We start from the raw sequence: 15890 nt of genomic DNA, 5'->3' as shown, positions 1-15890 counted from the left end.
GCACCTCCTATGCTTTCGCTTGACGAGTGAAGAGTTTTTCAACAGGTTCGCGAATTAACCTGTCCATCGCACCAGTGAAGAAGATCACCAAACCCTGAATAACCATGATCAGCTCTGGGTTGAGGCTCGGCATTTCAAATTGGAGTTCTGTTCCCCCCTGATACAGGGCGCCAAACAGAATTGCAGCGATAATAATTCCTACCGGATGGTTACGCCCCATTAGGGCAACGGCAATACCAATAAAGCCAAATCCACCAGTGAAGTTCAGAATCAGACGGTTGTGCGCACCAAACACTTCATTCACTGCCATCATGCCTGCCAGCGCACCTGAAATGGTCATGGCAATAATGATGATCTTCTTGGCATTAATACCTGCGTATTCCGCAGCCGAAGCATTCTGCCCCACTACTCGAATGGCATAACCCAGACGAGAACGGAAAAGCAGCAACCAAACCAGCCAAGCCATTACCAGAGCAATAAGCAAAGACGGGTTAAGAAGAGAGAATGGCAGTTCAAATCCGTGAGCGGCTCCCCATTCGTGCAGTTTAGGGAATACGGCTTCTGGGTTGAAATAGCGGGAATCCGTGGAGTTACCACCGTATTTGGCGATGTGTTCCACCAAGGCGTAACCCATGACAGAGAACGCAATAAAGTTGAACATGATCGTAGTTACAACAATGTGAGAACCACGTTTTGCCTGCAGATAACCTGGAACAGCGCCCCATAGTGCACCGAATGCAGCAGCAACAATAATAGCCAGTGGCGCCATTAACCAAACCGACAAGATGCCGTCAAGTAGCAGCATCAAAATACCGATACCCAAACCAGCGATATACGCCTGACCTTCACCACCGATGTTGAATAGCCCGGCATGAAACGCCACTGCAACCGCCAAGCCAGTGAAGATAAAGTTCGTTGAGTAATACAAGGTATTGCTCAAACCACCGTATTCAAGGTTGGTTGCCCCCTGAATCATTACCGAGAAAGCCGCTACCGGGCTTTCACCGACCAGTAAAACCACAAGACTTGATACCACTAACGCCAAAACAAGTTGGAGAAACGGGACTAAAGCCACATTTACCCATGCGGGTACGGTTTTGTTCATTGTACTTCTCCTTCTGCACTGGCATTGGCCATCAGCAGACCAAGTCCTTTCTCATCCGTTTCACTTGCTTTTACTTCACCGGAAATCTCGCCGTCTACCATCACGATAATGCGATCAGACAGAGACATAATTTCGTCCAGTTCAGTTGAAACGAGAAGTACCGCAGCGCCGTTGTCACGAGCTGCAATGATGTTTTTATGGATAAACTCAATCGCCCCGATGTCTACCCCACGGGTAGGCTGCCCAACCAGAATGACATCTGGATGTTTCAGCATTTCACGAGCAATGATCAGCTTCTGCTGGTTACCACCAGAGAAGTTGGCGCTTTTAAGATTCGGATCAACGGGTCTGACATCATACTGTTCCATCATGTCGCGTGTAGCGCCATCGATGGCAGACAAATCAAGAAGCTTCGCTCCATACTCGTCGTTATGATGGAAGCCCAAAATCGCGTTTTCTGAAGCAGGCATCGTTTTCACTAAGCCTTGTTTAATTCGGTCTTCAGGTATATGACCAATGCTCAGTTCACGCATCAGAGCGGCATCACGGGATGTCGACGCACTGAAGGTTTTAGAACCTTGAGAAGTCGTCACCTTAGTTTCACCTTCCTGCGGTACTAACGTACCAGCCAGAACGTGCAACAACTCGGACTGACCATTACCAGATACCCCAGCAACACCCAGTATTTCACCGGCTTTCACTTCAAAGTTCAGATTTTTGAGTCGTTTGACGCCTCGATCATCGAAGTAACTGACATTGTTCACTTCAATGCGTGTTTCCTGCGGCGCTGCTTCTGATTTGTCGACGTTAAGAAGCACTTTTCGACCAACCATCAGCTCTGCCAACTCTTGAGGGTTGGTTTCCGATGTTTGACGATGCGCGACCATTTCACCTGCTCGCATTACAGAAACACTGTCGGTTACTGACATGATTTCTTTCAGCTTATGGGTGATAAGAATAATGGTCACGCCCTGCTCTTTCAGGGTTTTCAGGATGTCGAATAACTGCTCCGTTTCTTGCGGAGTCAGTACCCCTGTGGGTTCATCCAAGATCAAGATTCTTGCCCCTCGATACAGGGCTTTCAGAATCTCTACACGCTGCTGTAAACCTACAGGTAAATCAGACACCAAAGCATGGTTGTCTACATCCAGACCATACTTGGTTTCAATTTCATGCAATGCTCTTTCAGCATCTTTTGTACTGTGAGAAATCAGGCTGTGACTTTCCGCCCCAAGCATAATGTTTTCAAGCACGGTAAAGGTTTCCACTAACATAAAGTGCTGGTGGACCATACCGATACCCAAATCGATAGCATCTTGAGAGTTTTTGATGGCAACTTGCTTTCCATCCACGTGAATGGAACCGGAATCTGCTTCGTAAAAGCCATACAAGATCGACATTAGAGTCGACTTGCCTGCACCATTTTCCCCCACGATGCCGTGAATGGTGCCCGGCTGGACAGCAAAATTAATATCTTTGTTTGCCCAAACCGCGCCAAAGCGCTTATTAACGAGTTTTAACTCAATGGCAGGACTGCTCATTCTCTCTCCCTGAGTGACTGAATGAATCGGAAACTAACGTTGGCTCGTGACTCGATAAGCCAGATTCTGTTATCTACGGTTGTATAAACCCCAGCAATGACAAATTCGTGGATTTACCGGGCTAATACGCAATTCATTGAAACGGCTTGACGAAAATCTCTTATTTTGAATGCAGCCATTTAACGCGAATTAGCTTAGTCATCGGTATCTGTCAGACTACTGCTGAAATATAGTCAATGAACCTGATTTTGGGTAATACAGGTTATTGCTTGCTTCTAAGATCTGTCATCCTAATCAATTCGATAGATCTTAGCTTTTATGCCCAATCTATTGGGTCTGAAAATAAAAAACCGGACACAGTTTAGCCATGTCCGGCATTACTACTTACGTAATTAGTATGTACAAGCGCTGTTTGAGAAGTAGTCGTGTACCACTACTTTACCCGCGATAATGTCATCACGGATTTTCTCGATCTTGTTTGCCATGTCTGGCGTGATAAGGGTTGCGTTGTGCTCATCAAGTGCCCAAGCAACACCTTCTTCTTTAAGACCTAGAGACTGAACGCCAGAAGTGAAAGTACCAGCTTTCGCATCCATGAATGCATCTTTCACCGCTACGTCTACACGCTTAACCATAGAAGTCAGCATTACGCCTGGGTGTAGGTAGTTCTGGTTTGAATCAACACCGATTGCGTATTTCTTTTCATCAACTGCTGCCTGGTATACACCGACACCAGTACCACCAGCTGCTGCGTATACAACGTCAACACCTTGGTCGAACTGAGACTTAGCCAGCTCTGCACCTTTTGTTGGGTTGTTCCATGCCGCAGGCGTAGAACCTGTCATGTTCTGAACAACTTTAGTGCTCTTATCGATGTACTTTGCGCCTTGCTCGTAACCACAAGCGAATTTACGAATCAGAGGAATGTCCATGCCGCCAACGAAGCCAACTGCATTTGAATCACTCTTCAGTGCCGCTAGTGCACCAACTAGGAAGGAACCTTCATGTTCTTTAAATACAACACTACGAACGTTAGGAAGATCTACAACTGAATCAATGATAACGAAGTTAGTTCTTGGGAACTGCTTCGCTACTTTTTCAACGATTGGTGCTTGCTGGAATCCAACAGCAACGATTGGGTCAAAGCCACGCTGAGCCATGCGAAGCATCGCCTGCTCACGTTGCGCTTCGTTAGTGATTTCAAACTCACCGTACTCAATCCCCGTGTCCTTCTTAAATGCTTCCGCACCGTTGTAAGCCGCTTGGTTGAAAGATTTATCGAATTTACCACCCATATCAAAGATAACTGATGGTTTAAAATCATCTGCTTGTGCTGCAAAAGCTGCCAACCCAAGCGCTACACCCACCGCGACTGACTTAAAGGTCATCATCCAATTTCTCCATGTCATTTGGTATCAAAGTAGTAAAAGTTAGCACCTATCCCTCATGAGCAGTGTAATTATCGCTCGTTTTTTTACAGATTCTTGACATGATTCACGACTGTGATGAAGAACATATTCAATTCGAACAATAGTTAATCGTTTGCATCTTTAAATTGAGCACAATTCTTGTATACAAAGTGAACTTTTTGTTTAAATTTCGTATGCGAAGTTAAGAAATTTCACAAGGAAAACAGAAGTTAAACCGAGCTCCGTCCGGTGAGTTTATCAGCTCAATTCTACCTTTGAGATATTGAGTAACTAAAATATAGGCGACGTGTAATCCGAGCCCGACAAATCCCTGACCACGTTCAGTTGTGATAAAAGGCTCAAAAAGCGTGTGTTCAACTTCTGCAGAAACGCCTTTTCCATCATCAGAGTATTCCACCTCTAATTCGCCATTTTGATGCCTTACTTTTAACCATACCTGCCCTGAATTACTGCCAGAAAACCCGTGATGGTACGTATTCAAAACAAGCTTTTGCAAAACGTCATGAACAATCCAGGTATTGAGCTTCACGGTGAGCGTCGGATCGCACTCGATATTGAACTTAGTTTCGATACTCTGTGTGGTGGAAACCGATTCAATCCCTTCCGAAAGGAAGCGACCAACATTCACAGGCTGAACCTTGGTTTCAGCACCTGCTGCATCCAGCTCTCGGAAAGAATCTATTAAACGGGTCTGTTTAGACGTGTTGTTGAGACCTATGGTGGTGAAGTCACGAATCGACTCTAAGGTAGAAATCATGTTGTTTTTGGAGAGCGCCCCACTCTCAATGCTATTTTCTAGCGTCGCGACCGTGTCACGAATCGCAGAAAACGTACTGATGCAATTACCTATTGGCGTATTCATTTCATGGGCGACGCCAGACACAAGTTTCGCGAGTGACGCCATCTTTTCAGATTCCACCAGCATATTTTGAGTGTTGCGAAGCTGGTCCAGAGCATCTGACTTTTCCTGAACCAGACGTTCCAGCTCGCGCTTGGACTGACTGATGCTCAAGTGATTTTGCACCCGAGCAATCAACTCTTTCTTCTGGAAGGGCTTGCTGATGTAATCCACAGCGCCGGAAGAAAATGCCTTTTCTTTCGCATCCTGATCCGTCAGTGCAGTGAGGAAAATGATAGGAATATCCACATACTCTGGATTTCCGTTCAGAATTTGGCAAACCTCAAAGCCATTCATTTCCGGCATGTTTACATCCAGAAGAATAAGAGAAGGCTTAATTCTTTCTACGCGACTCAATGCGGTTTTACCGTTGTTTGCCGTCGCGATTTTGTATCCTAGCTCACGAAGAAATCCGGACGCGACCCCGAGGTTAGAAGGGCTGTCATCCACGATAAGAATAGAGATTTCATGGTTGCTCATTGACGTAATCATCCACCATGTCGATTATTTTCTGATCGTCGAATTCATGTGCAAACTTGACGACACGCTCGGTAAATTCTGGAAAATCGGTTGAAAGGGGTTGCATCAGCTCTTGAATATCATCGATGTAGCCGTCTACCGCTAATGCACGGATTTTAGTTAGGATTTCCCCACCTGGTACTCGAATTTCCCCTTCTACTTCAGCAGGTTGTGACTGTAATGCAAGTGCACTATTAGCAACTCCATTAACTCTAGTATAGGCAAGGAATTTCTTAAGCTCCTCCGTCAGGCTATCTTTATCGACGGGTTTTGTTATGTAGCCCTCACAGTGCTGGATATAAGTGTCCAAGGAATCCGACAAAGCCGATGCAGTCACAGCAATGATAGGAATATCTTTGAAGCGGGGATCAGTCTTGAGCTTTTCAGATGCTTCACGCCCATCCATGTTGGGCATTTTGATGTCCATCAGAATGAGGTCGGGAACAAACCTTTCTACGCGCTCTAATACCTGTACCCCATCGTCTGCGTAATCGAGAGAAAACGGAGAGTCCGACAGGAATTGTGCCAGAATTTCCTGGTTGTAATCGACATCATCGGCAATCAGGATTTTCGCTGGTTCAAACACCACTTTCTGGTTCGGGCTGTGTTCACCTGAATCCTGTTCAACTTCCTGAGCACTCTTAACAATAGGAAGCGTAACGCTAAAGGTGGTTCCAACTCCAAACTCACTCTTCACGCTGATTTGACCGCCCATCAGTTCAATAATCTGTCTGCTGATGGCAAGTCCAAGCCCTGTGCCTCCAAAGCGGCTTTCTGTGGCTTCCGCCTGCTCGAAGGAGCCGAAGATCTTACCTATCTGATCTTCTCTAATACCGATACCTGTATCTTCTACATCAAATTCGAGTCGGAAATCGTTATCTACAGGTATGGCTCGGGACGTTACCTTAACATAGCCCTGCTCGGTGAATTTTACGGCATTACCGATAAGGTTAATGAATACCTGACGCAAGCGGTTTTCATCCAGCAATAAGCTTTCTGGCATCCCTTTTTCTATTTCATAAATCAGTGCGAGGTTACTGCTGGTTGCCTTATGTTCAAACATGTCGTGCAGTTCTTCGAACATTTTGGGAACCGAAGTCGCCGCCATGTGGAATTCCAGTTTGCCCGCTTCTACTTTCGATAGATCCAACACGTCATTGATCAGGTGAAGTAGTGCCTTACCGGACGTCCTGATTTTATTGATAAAGTTGAGTTTTTTCGGATTGGTTTCTTCTGAATGGAGAATTTCAGAAAAACCTAGAATCGCATTCATGGGCGTGCGAATTTCGTGAGACATGTTCGCCAGAAACTCCGACTTCGCCTGATTGGCTTTCTCTGCCCCTTCTTTGGCTTTTTCCATTTCACCCACGGCATGTCGAAGCTCTTCTGTGCGCTGCATGACGCGATCTTCCAGCTCTTCATTCAGTTTTCGAACTTTCCGCTCTGCCACATCCCGTTCCTGAATTTTCAGGTTCAGTTCGGTAATGTTGTCTTTGATTGCGCTTTGCATGAAGTAGAAGTTTCGCGCCAGCTCGCCAAACTCATCACGGCGGCTAATGTTGATTTTATGATTGATGTTGCCGTTCGCAATGGCGCTGAAATCTTTAATGAGCTGCGAAATGGGTTCAATGAAGGAGCGCGCCATCAAAATGGCAATGGCTACGGCGAGTAATACCAGGACCAGACCAGATAAAATGAGCAGAACCGCGACCCGCTTAGTTGCGTCTTCAATCACCTGTTGAGAAATCGATGTCACCAGATAGCCAAGAATGACACCTTTATCCCGAATGGTGGACGCCAGCCCAGTGTGTATCTGACCATCCACGTCCTGAAGTTCCATTAACTTCTTTGGTGTTCCGACTGGCACCTCGTCAGTGAGCACCCGGAACAGCTTAGAACCATCAATTCGCTGGCGGTCTTCATCGTATAGCGTTATCTCTACACCAAGGTCAACTTCCTGAATCGCCAAATCGAAATCCCAGCTTCTCTGAAGAACCAGGATTCCACCGTTGTCGAGTTCAAAGCTGTAACTGATACCGATACTGCCATCAGATAAGGTGGCGAGTTCCGTTCCCGCTGAACCAACAAACTTTTTCGGAAAGTTGAGGACTGGCGTGATCTCTTTCTTGCGCAAAAAGTTTCTTGCATCCCAGCTTATCAGGGTACTTTCATTGAGAATAATGCCGTCTAGCTCGGCATTGTACTGGGCATATAGATAATTTACGCCTTCATCAAATACAGGGGCTTTGGAATTCGGATCTGCTGGTAAATAAATGGCATAGCTGGTGATGTCATAGAGACGGGCAAACTCCAGTAAATACTCCCGAACATCTGGATAAAAGGTCAAGACTCCTAAAAAGTCTTCAGCAGTGAATACGCTTCCTCTTTCCACCCCCATTAAAAACTGAGTGGAACCGCTGTTGCGAAATGCTTCATATTGGCGGTGTATATGAGGAAAATCGTCCAGTATGCGACGCTGAAGTGAACTAGTGGCATTGTGAAGACGCGCCTCATTCTGCCGGTTAATCTCGCTACGCATCAGGACATTGGACGCGACAATAGACAAGACTATCGTCAGCGCCACGAGCAATGGAGTGAATACAAAGAGTTTGGTCTTAAACGTCATTTAGCCTTCCAGCTACTTACCAGATTCTTGCGTAAAAAATGAGTCACGTTTTCTTGGTTTACGACAACTGCACCGATGTTAACCACTTCGGGTAATAGAGTAATCCCTATGGTTGCAATATCACTGGCGACCGGAATATCGTTCTCCACTCGGCTGTGATAATCCTCAAGCAAAGAAACGGAGAGATAACTCATCATTGCTGTTTTCGCGACAATGGTGGAGTCGATGACCCCGCTTTCGATAAATTCAAGCACGGTATCTTCACGGTCATGAACGACAATCGCCAACTCTTTGTCCATCAAACCCAACTGCCCAATGGCGTTTCCGATTCCTACACCAGAACTGGAGTTCAGACCAATCAGCCCCGTAATTTCGGGGTTATCCCGCAGCAATTGCATGGTGACCTGACTTGCCTGATCCGTGTTGGTTTTGTCATCTACCTCGGCGACGATTTCCCACTCGCTTCCTTTCAGCCCATCTATAACACCCTGACGTTTCAATGCTGTGTTACTGGCTTGGTTTAATACCAGCCCGAGCTTGCCTTTGTTTCCACCAATGCGAAGCAGCTCTTTGGCGGTAAGCAGACCGGCTTGATAATTGTCTAAACCGATGTAGGTATTCGCATTGTGATCATCAGGCGCAGCTTCTATCGCAATGACCTTTATCCCTTTCTTACGCGCCTCTACAATGAGCGGTACCACTTTGTCGACCCACAAGGGCACGATGATGCCATCTGGGTTTGCTGCAATGGCGGTTTCCATCGCTTTATATTGAGCATCCCAATCCGGACCTTGTGGTCCTAGAGTGGCAATATTGACGTTGAGTTTCTGGCTGGCGTACTTGAAACCAAGTTTGATATCACGCACGTAAGGATGAGCTAAAAACGCACCTACGAAGTAGTACGTTCTCTTTTCGGTTTTCTCGGCTATTGCACTGGGTACCAGACACAAAACCAGCAAAACCGGGGCTACAAAAAGGCGCACAATGACTCGCCTCAAGGTTGAAGTAAGCATAGGAAGTTCCATCTCAATCACACTTTTTATTGAGTATAGACAGTCCTTTTAACTTTTGTGGAACAGGTCAATAGATTGAATCAATGAGCTATTAAAGAAAAAGCCCACCTTGTTCAGGTGGGCTTTGAAATTGATATTACGAATCGAGGTTATTTAATAATACCCGCTTCTTTGTAGTATTTTTCTGCACCCGCATGAAGTGGTGCGGAAAGACCGTCTTTCGCCATTTCTTCTTTCTTCAGGTTGTTGAAAGCTGGGTGAAGACGCTTAAATGTGTCAAAGTTTTCAAACACTGATTTTACGATTTCGTACACCACTTTGTCTTTCACAGCAGTCGAGCTTACGAACGTTGCACCCACACCAAACGTAGTCACATCCTGGTCGTTACCACGGTACATGCCACCTGGGATAGTTGCTACACGGTAGAAGCTGTTGTCTTGAATTAGCTTGTCTACAGCCGCGCCACTTACTTCTACAATCACACTGTCACAAGAAGTTGTCGCTTCTTTAATTGCACCACTTGGGTGACCAACGGTGTAGATCATCGCATCAATTTTGTTGTCACACAGTGCTTTAGACTGCTCAGACGCTTTCAGCTCCGAAGCCAGTTTAAAGTCTTTCATTGTCCAGCCAAGTTCGCCCATCAGCACTTCCATGGTTCCGCGCTGACCAGAGCCCGGGTTACCAATGTTGACACGCTTGCCTTTCAGGTCTTCAAACTTTTTGATACCACTGTCTGCACGAGCAACCACGGTAAACGGTTCTGGGTGAACAGAGAACACAGCACGAAGATCTTTAAATGGTCCTTTGTCTTCAAATTTGCTTGAACCGTTGTATGCATGGTATTGCCAATCTGACTGAGCGATACCTAAATCCAGTTCACCAGCACGAATTGTGTTGATGTTGTACACCGAACCACCCGTACTCTCTACAGAACAGCGGATGCCATGATCTTTACGCCCTTTGTTTACCAGACGGCAAATAGCACCTCCAGTTGGGTAATAAACACCAGTAACACCACCCGTACCGATAGTTACGAAGTCGTCGGCAGCGTTAGCAGATGCCGCCATACCTAATGCGCCACTCAGCCCCATCACAACACAAGCCGTTTTAAAGAACGTCATATCCCTTTCCTTCTGTTGATTTGCATGCAACACACATGCGTCTTGTCTCTGGAAACATAGTTCCGTTTACGTCAGCTTTACAACTTTAACAAATACCACACTCTATATGAGGATGCGAAATTTTCATCTTAAAACATGAAGTTATTCGCTACTTCTCAATTTTGACTCAAACTGTTCAGAAGGTATCACGCTCAGGTTAAGCGCCTTTGCCTGACGAACAAGTTGAGTCACCTGGTATTCGTTCCCCGGAGACATTTCTCCATTTGGTAAAAAATGGTTATTTTCAAATCCGACCCTAGCGTCCCCACCCAATAACATAGCAGACAAAAGGCATTGCTGTTCCATTAGGCCAAACGCGCAAGCCCCCCAACGAATACCTGAACTCATCAGTTCAGGAGTCAGGAGCGGGAGTAAATCTTTAGGGTGGGATTGTAAGCCTTTCGAATATCGCCCCAACACCAGTAGCAAATGTTGATTGGTTGCAGGGATGACGCCGCTTTCAAGAAGCCGGAAATAACGGGCAAGATCATTCGGGTCATAGACAATCCACTGCACCAGAATGTTCTGGCTGTTCACAAGGTGGAAAAAGTCTCTGGCGGTTGGCTCGGCTTTGCTATCAGGAATGAGCTCTTTGACTGCACAGGAAATCGCAGGAGGACGAACTTTTTCTATCAACATCATCTGTTCGTAAGGAGTGTATTGCCCTATGGCTTCTGTTGTCAGTTGAATCAGAATATCTTTACCAACTTCTGCTAACAGCTCTTCGAGCAAAGCAGCATTTTCCCGAATACCCAAAGTATGTTGCCCATCAGAGGTTCTGGCGTGAACGTGAGCCATTGCAGCTCCGGCAGCCTGACAGGCTTTAACATCCTGAACAATTTCATCAATAGAAACGGGTAATGCTAAGTGGTCTTTCTTCTGTTTTCTGGCACCATTCGGAGCAACAATTATGGCTGGCATACCAATTCCTCAGTGAAGAGAGCTTCTAACGTTGCCTCCAACCTATCCACCAGCTCAAAAACCTGCTCATCCGACATGATAAAGTGAGGCGCGAGTAATACGTGGTGCCCATTTTTTCCGTCTATGGTTCCTTTCATTGGGTAACACATCAACCCTTTTTCCATCGCTGTTGCTTTGACTTTTTTCTCTAGCTGGCTAGACGGCGAAAAAGGTGTCTTTGTGGCTTTTTCTTCCACCAGTTCAAGACCGATAAACAGCCCGCGCCCGCGGATATCTCCAACGTTGGGGTGATGGTCAAATCGAGCTTTCAGCTCTTCGAACAGACCCTCGCTCAAAGCTTTTACCCGCTGGAGGTACTTGCCATCAACGATCTCTGTAACGGTTGCCAATGCAGAGGCACAAGCCATAGGGTGCCCGTTAAAGGTGTGACCGTGCTGAAAGTACCCCGTCCCCTGCGCAATTGTCTGATATATCTTGGAGCTCACTACAGTCGCACCAATCGGCTGGTAACCTCCCCCAAGCCCTTTAGCAATGGTCACCATATCCGGCACAATGCCCTCTTGTTCGAATGCGTAAAAACTGCCTGTTCTTCCAACGCCACACATCACTTCATCTAAAATCAGCAGCACATCGTATTTGTCGCAGATTTCCCGAATTCGTTTGAAATAACCTTCGACCGGAGAAAGCGAACCTGCGGTGGCTCCCACGACGGTTTCAGCCACAAAAGCCATCACGTTATCAGCACCAACGTCCAGCAGAGTCTGTTCCAGCTCGTTGGCAACTCGCTGACCATACTCAAATTCGGTTTCGTCCGTTTTTTTATCTCGATAAGGGTAACAAGGCGAGATGTGATGGGTAGCCTTAAGTAAGGGTCTGAAAGGAGCACGTCTCCATTCGTTTCCACCAACTGACAATGCCCCCAGTGTGTTGCCGTGATAGCTTTGCCTGCGAGCAATAAACTGGGATTTACTTTCTTTTCCTTGCTCAAGAAAATATTGGCGAGCCAGCTTAAGAGCGGACTCTACCGCCTCCGAACCTCCACTAACCAGATACACATGATTAAGAGGTTCAGGGCTCAGTTGCACCAGTTTCTCGGCGAGTTTTTCTGCTACTTCAGTGGTGAAAAAACCGCTGTGAACAAAAGGCAACGAGTCAAGCTGCTGAGAAATTGCCTGTTTAATGACTGGGTTGTTATGACCTAAATTAGACACCGCTGCACCTCCGCAGGCGTCGAAGTAACGTTTACCCGTCTGATCGAAAAGATAAACGCCTTCGCCTCGCTGCGCGACAGGCGGCTGGTGGTGACAGTGGCGATGGATAAGCTGAGTCATAACACTCGTCCTCTTGGGCGGTTAATATGTAACCAAGATATCGCTTTGTATTTTATCAACAAGCGAATTATTCTCAGAGGTATGAGCATATGGAATACCCTCCGATATGGATTTGGGCAAAAAGAAGAGAAATCGTCAATGGAACTGACTAAGCACTTACCCTCCAGCCGATCGCTACAAGCCTTTATTGTTGCGGCGCGCTGCCTGAGCTTTTCTGAAGCCGCAAAGCAGCTTCACATCACTCAGGGGGCAATCAGCAAACAAATTCAATCTTTAGAATCTCAACTCGGACAGGCACTTTTCATCCGCAATGGAAACGGTTTGCAGCTTACCGAAGCTGGTAATTTGTACCTGACTAAAGTAGTCCCCGGTCTCGAAGCCATTCAGGCTGCCAGTGCCGAAATTCAGCAGTCGCAGTCAGATACCAGTACTCTGCATTTGAATATCTCTCCCTCTGTCGCCAACCTTTGGCTTTTGCCAGAGATTCATGATTTCCTGACTGATAACCCAACTGTTCGGCTGTCTGTAAATACTGGAGATGGTCGCTTGCCTAAAGGAGGAAACGATGCAGACATGTCAATCCGATGCTTACCCATTGCCAAGCATTATGAGCATTCGGAATGGCTATTTAGAGAAAAGCTCATCCTGGTCGCTCACCCTTCGTTGAAAAACCTAAGATCAGTAGAGGAAGTTTTTCGTCAGCCGCTTTTACCTCAATCGACCCGTCCACAACTTTGGGAACTGATGTTCAGGCAATATCAAATTGAATTCACCCCGAATTACTACCCCGTCGCGTACGAGCACTTTTACATGTCGATACCCCTGCTACAAAGAGGCTGTGGAGTCGCATTACTGCCTGAATTTATAGTGAAAAAAGAATTGAAGGCTGGAAGGTTGGTAAATCCGCTTGGACTGAATTTTGAGAGCCCGTATGGCTACTATCTGATATGCCCCATCTACAAACTCAGCGAGCCAAATGTTGCAGCATTTGTTCGATGGATTCATTCACTCATAGCTCACATCTGAGTGAAATAAAAATCATCCAGCGAATTTTTATGCCTGAATGTTCATTTTTTATGTAAAGATCAACATCGCGTACCATTTAGTTTCATATCAATTACAGTCATTGTTTCCAATGATCCAAGTATGTAAATAATTTCTCTTTACCGCATTACACGCCGATATAGTTAATTTAAGACTCACCGTAAATGAGTGGGTTGTTTAAAACACATTATAAAAACCAGTGTAAATCGGATGAAGCGAAGACTTTCACCGTTTACACGGCAACTACGTCTATTGGCAGAGATTATGAGCATAACAACGCGGCTTAAAGAGTGGGCATCGAATAATGTCCCCTTGGTATTTTCCATCCTCAGATTCATTCAACCGAATGTCATTTATAAAAACAATGCGGTGATCACCCGCTTCAAAGACGTTCAGGAAGCCCTTTCACGGCCAAACGAGCTGGGCGTTACTTATGCCGAAAAAATGCGAATTATTACCGATGGAAAAAACTTCTTCCTCGGTATGGATGATATTCCTGATTACACCCGCGACGTGTCCAACATGCGGCTGGTGGTAAGAAGAGACGATTTAGAGAAAATCGTTAACCCGATGACCGAGAAAATGGCTCGCGTCATTATGGAAAAAAGTTCTGGGCGCATTGAACTGGTTTCGGAGCTCACCAGTGTTGTACCGAGTCAGTTCACAGCAGAATACCTTGGCGTATCTGGCTTAGAGCCTAAGACCCTGTTTGACTGGACCTGTAACCTTTTTCAATACCTCTTCTATCCGGATTGCCCTAAAGAAGTTGAGGACGCCGCCATTCGCGATGCCGCGGAGCTTAGGGCTCACATCGATGAACTGATCAAACAGCGAAAACAACAACCTGAAAAAGACGATGTTCTTGGCAGGTGCCTGAAGCTTCAGGAATCCGGTACGCCCGGGATGACGGACATCGATATCCGAAATAACCTGATTGGTATTATCATCGGGCTTGTGCCAACCACATCAAAATGCGTCATACAGGTATTGGACTATCTGTTAGACAGACCCGAGCTGTACAAACAGGCACAACGCGCAGCACATCTGGACGATATACATACGTTGCAACAGTTTGTGCTTGAAACACTCAGATTTACTCCGTTCGGCGCAGGCTTGCTCAGAACCGCTAACTGTGATTACACCATTGCCAAAGGGACTTGGCGCGCTAAAAAAATCAAAAAAGGAAGTCAGGTATTCGTCGCTACTCAGTCCGCCATGATGGATGGTCGGGATGTGAGTTCACCCAAATCCTTTAAGCTCGACAGACCAAGGCATATTTACATGCATTTTGGCTATGGAATGCACACCTGCTTCGGTCAGTACATCAACCTGATTCAGATACCTAACATTCTTAAAGCCATATTGAAGTGTGAACACGTTCAGCGAGCGGCAGGCAAAGAGGGTCAGGTGACTTACCGCCAGCCCTACCCCATTAGCCTCACGGTTACCCATGAGGTTATGACCCGTCCCGCTGTTAAGACGAAACAAGAAAGCAAGGAAGCAGAACCATCAAAGGTCGCATAATGATACTCAGCTCCCGTTCTGCATATCGAAACGGGCAGCGCAGCAGTGTCAAACTGAACGATTAAGCTACCTTCTATCTGGACAAAAACACATTACAGGAACAAAGCATGTCAAATATTGCAGGAAAGGCGTATGCGATGAACGTGGTCACGCCAGTTAAGTGGTACTGGCGCTGGCTCAATAAATTTATATTCTGGGCAGTAAACTCAAACGCTATGAGTCTGGTTGGCGCTTCTCTGAACGGTCTCCTCACCCTTTCTCTGATCCATTACGCGCGTTGGGCAATCGTAAAACCGAGTGAATTCCCGCGCCTGTCGGAAGACCAGCCCAAAGAGACCATCAAGTACAGCTACATGTTTTTCTTCAGTAACTTTAATGGAAGCTGGGCACAATATGTGGACTCATTCCACAGCTCCATACCTTCAGGGCTAAATCTGTTCTGGTACAAGAATGTGAAATACCCGGGTTCTGTTCCTCTGCAACCTTTTCATGACTACATCACCTACAACCAGGTCTGGACCAATCACTACTACAGCGCTTACCCAATGGCAGCCTCTAATGATGTGAAGTCAGGTCAGCAGGTTCGTGATTCTCTGTCTGATTTCATCAAAGGCACACCTGCCAATGAAACTGCTGATGACTTTAAGAAGCGATATGAAGCACTCACGCTCGATCTGCAAGATCACATTGGCATGATGGCACCAGCTCCGATTGTCAGCCTGTCGGCAGACGCGGTAGAAAAACGTCTGGCACAAGCGAGCTGACAGGAGGAAAG

At 46.3% G+C, this 15890-nt stretch carries 12 protein-coding genes; 3 read left to right on the top strand and 9 right to left on the bottom strand.

The window, feature by feature from the left end; all coding sequences use genetic code 11:
- Positions 1 to 7: 7 nt before the first annotated feature.
- The 9 genes from INR79_RS06375 to INR79_RS06335 all read right to left on the bottom strand — a co-directional run bounded on the left by INR79_RS06375 (position 8) and on the right by INR79_RS06335 (position 12547).
- Entirely contained in the window at positions 8 to 1105 is a 1098-nt protein-coding gene (locus INR79_RS06375; RefSeq protein ID WP_004399217.1) for an ABC transporter permease, read from the bottom strand.
- The gene (locus tag INR79_RS06370) at positions 1102 to 2646 is read right to left on the bottom strand and encodes an ABC transporter ATP-binding protein (RefSeq protein WP_004399216.1); all 1545 of its coding nucleotides are present in this window, start codon (positions 2644 to 2646) and stop codon (positions 1102 to 1104) included. Before INR79_RS06370 ends, INR79_RS06375 begins: the two co-directional genes overlap by 4 nt.
- A gap of 392 nt (positions 2647 to 3038) precedes the next feature.
- The gene (locus INR79_RS06365; protein ID WP_004399215.1) at positions 3039 to 4037 is read right to left on the bottom strand and encodes a BMP family protein; all 999 of its coding nucleotides are present in this window, start codon (positions 4035 to 4037) and stop codon (positions 3039 to 3041) included.
- A 220-nt stretch (positions 4038 to 4257) separates the two neighbouring features.
- A complete protein-coding gene (locus tag INR79_RS06360) occupies positions 4258 to 5454 on the bottom strand; it encodes a hybrid sensor histidine kinase/response regulator (RefSeq protein ID WP_004399214.1) in 1197 nt (398 codons plus the stop codon).
- Positions 5441 to 8119: an ATP-binding protein gene (locus tag INR79_RS06355; protein WP_223096443.1), complete on the bottom strand. Its 2679-nt coding sequence runs from the start codon at positions 8117 to 8119 to the stop codon at positions 5441 to 5443. The genes INR79_RS06360 and INR79_RS06355 overlap by 14 nt, the downstream gene beginning before the upstream one ends.
- Complete coding sequence (locus INR79_RS06350) at positions 8116 to 9132, bottom strand: substrate-binding domain-containing protein (protein ID WP_004399212.1); 1017 nt, start codon at positions 9130 to 9132, stop codon at positions 8116 to 8118. The genes INR79_RS06355 and INR79_RS06350 overlap by 4 nt, the downstream gene beginning before the upstream one ends.
- A 149-nt stretch (positions 9133 to 9281) precedes the next feature.
- Positions 9282 to 10226 carry a TAXI family TRAP transporter solute-binding subunit gene (locus INR79_RS06345; protein ID WP_045961621.1) on the bottom strand — a complete coding sequence of 315 codons (945 nt, stop codon included), beginning with the start codon at positions 10224 to 10226 and terminating at the stop codon, positions 9282 to 9284.
- Between the two features lie 171 nt (positions 10227 to 10397).
- Complete coding sequence (locus tag INR79_RS06340; RefSeq protein ID WP_223096441.1) at positions 10398 to 11216, bottom strand: 3-keto-5-aminohexanoate cleavage protein; 819 nt, start codon at positions 11214 to 11216, stop codon at positions 10398 to 10400.
- Positions 11204 to 12547, bottom strand: coding sequence for an aspartate aminotransferase family protein (locus INR79_RS06335; protein ID WP_223096439.1), 1344 nt, complete (start codon positions 12545 to 12547; stop codon positions 11204 to 11206). Before INR79_RS06335 ends, INR79_RS06340 begins: the two co-directional genes overlap by 13 nt.
- A 138-nt stretch (positions 12548 to 12685) precedes the next feature.
- On the opposite strand from INR79_RS06335, the gene INR79_RS06330 reads away from it, so the two are divergent.
- From INR79_RS06330 to INR79_RS06320, 3 genes are all read left to right on the top strand, one after another.
- Entirely contained in the window at positions 12686 to 13573 is an 888-nt protein-coding gene (locus tag INR79_RS06330) for a LysR family transcriptional regulator (RefSeq protein ID WP_223096438.1), read from the top strand.
- Positions 13574 to 13855: 282 nt separating this feature from the next.
- Positions 13856 to 15115 carry a cytochrome P450 gene (locus INR79_RS06325; protein ID WP_223096436.1) on the top strand — a complete coding sequence of 420 codons (1260 nt, stop codon included), beginning with the start codon at positions 13856 to 13858 and terminating at the stop codon, positions 15113 to 15115.
- A 107-nt stretch (positions 15116 to 15222) separates the two neighbouring features.
- Positions 15223 to 15879 carry a hypothetical protein gene (locus tag INR79_RS06320; protein ID WP_045961528.1) on the top strand — a complete coding sequence of 219 codons (657 nt, stop codon included), beginning with the start codon at positions 15223 to 15225 and terminating at the stop codon, positions 15877 to 15879.
- Positions 15880 to 15890 lie beyond the last annotated feature (11 nt).

The organism is Vibrio sp. SCSIO 43132, from assembly GCF_019904195.1.
Classification (GTDB): domain Bacteria; phylum Pseudomonadota; class Gammaproteobacteria; order Enterobacterales; family Vibrionaceae; genus Vibrio; species Vibrio nigripulchritudo.
Note: the sequence above shows the minus strand (reverse complement) of the source record. Positions and strands in the feature narration are given on the sequence as shown.

Coding starts and splice junctions, on each gene's coding strand:
- INR79_RS06330 (WP_223096438.1), top strand. CDS start 12,686: ATGGAACTGACTAAGCACTTACCCTCCAGCCGATCGCTACAAGCCTTT.
- INR79_RS06360 (WP_004399214.1), bottom strand. CDS start 5,454: ATGAGCAACCATGAAATCTCTATTCTTATCGTGGATGACAGCCCTTCT.
- INR79_RS06370 (WP_004399216.1), bottom strand. CDS start 2,646: ATGAGCAGTCCTGCCATTGAGTTAAAACTCGTTAATAAGCGCTTTGGC.
- INR79_RS06355 (WP_223096443.1), bottom strand. CDS start 8,119: ATGACGTTTAAGACCAAACTCTTTGTATTCACTCCATTGCTCGTGGCG.
- INR79_RS06375 (WP_004399217.1), bottom strand. CDS start 1,105: ATGAACAAAACCGTACCCGCATGGGTAAATGTGGCTTTAGTCCCGTTT.
- INR79_RS06345 (WP_045961621.1), bottom strand. CDS start 10,226: ATGGGGCTGAGTGGCGCATTAGGTATGGCGGCATCTGCTAACGCTGCC.
- INR79_RS06340 (WP_223096441.1), bottom strand. CDS start 11,216: ATGCCAGCCATAATTGTTGCTCCGAATGGTGCCAGAAAACAGAAGAAA.
- INR79_RS06335 (WP_223096439.1), bottom strand. CDS start 12,547: ATGACTCAGCTTATCCATCGCCACTGTCACCACCAGCCGCCTGTCGCG.
- INR79_RS06325 (WP_223096436.1), top strand. CDS start 13,856: ATGAGCATAACAACGCGGCTTAAAGAGTGGGCATCGAATAATGTCCCC.
- INR79_RS06350 (WP_004399212.1), bottom strand. CDS start 9,132: ATGCTTACTTCAACCTTGAGGCGAGTCATTGTGCGCCTTTTTGTAGCC.
- INR79_RS06320 (WP_045961528.1), top strand. CDS start 15,223: ATGTCAAATATTGCAGGAAAGGCGTATGCGATGAACGTGGTCACGCCA.
- INR79_RS06365 (WP_004399215.1), bottom strand. CDS start 4,037: ATGATGACCTTTAAGTCAGTCGCGGTGGGTGTAGCGCTTGGGTTGGCA.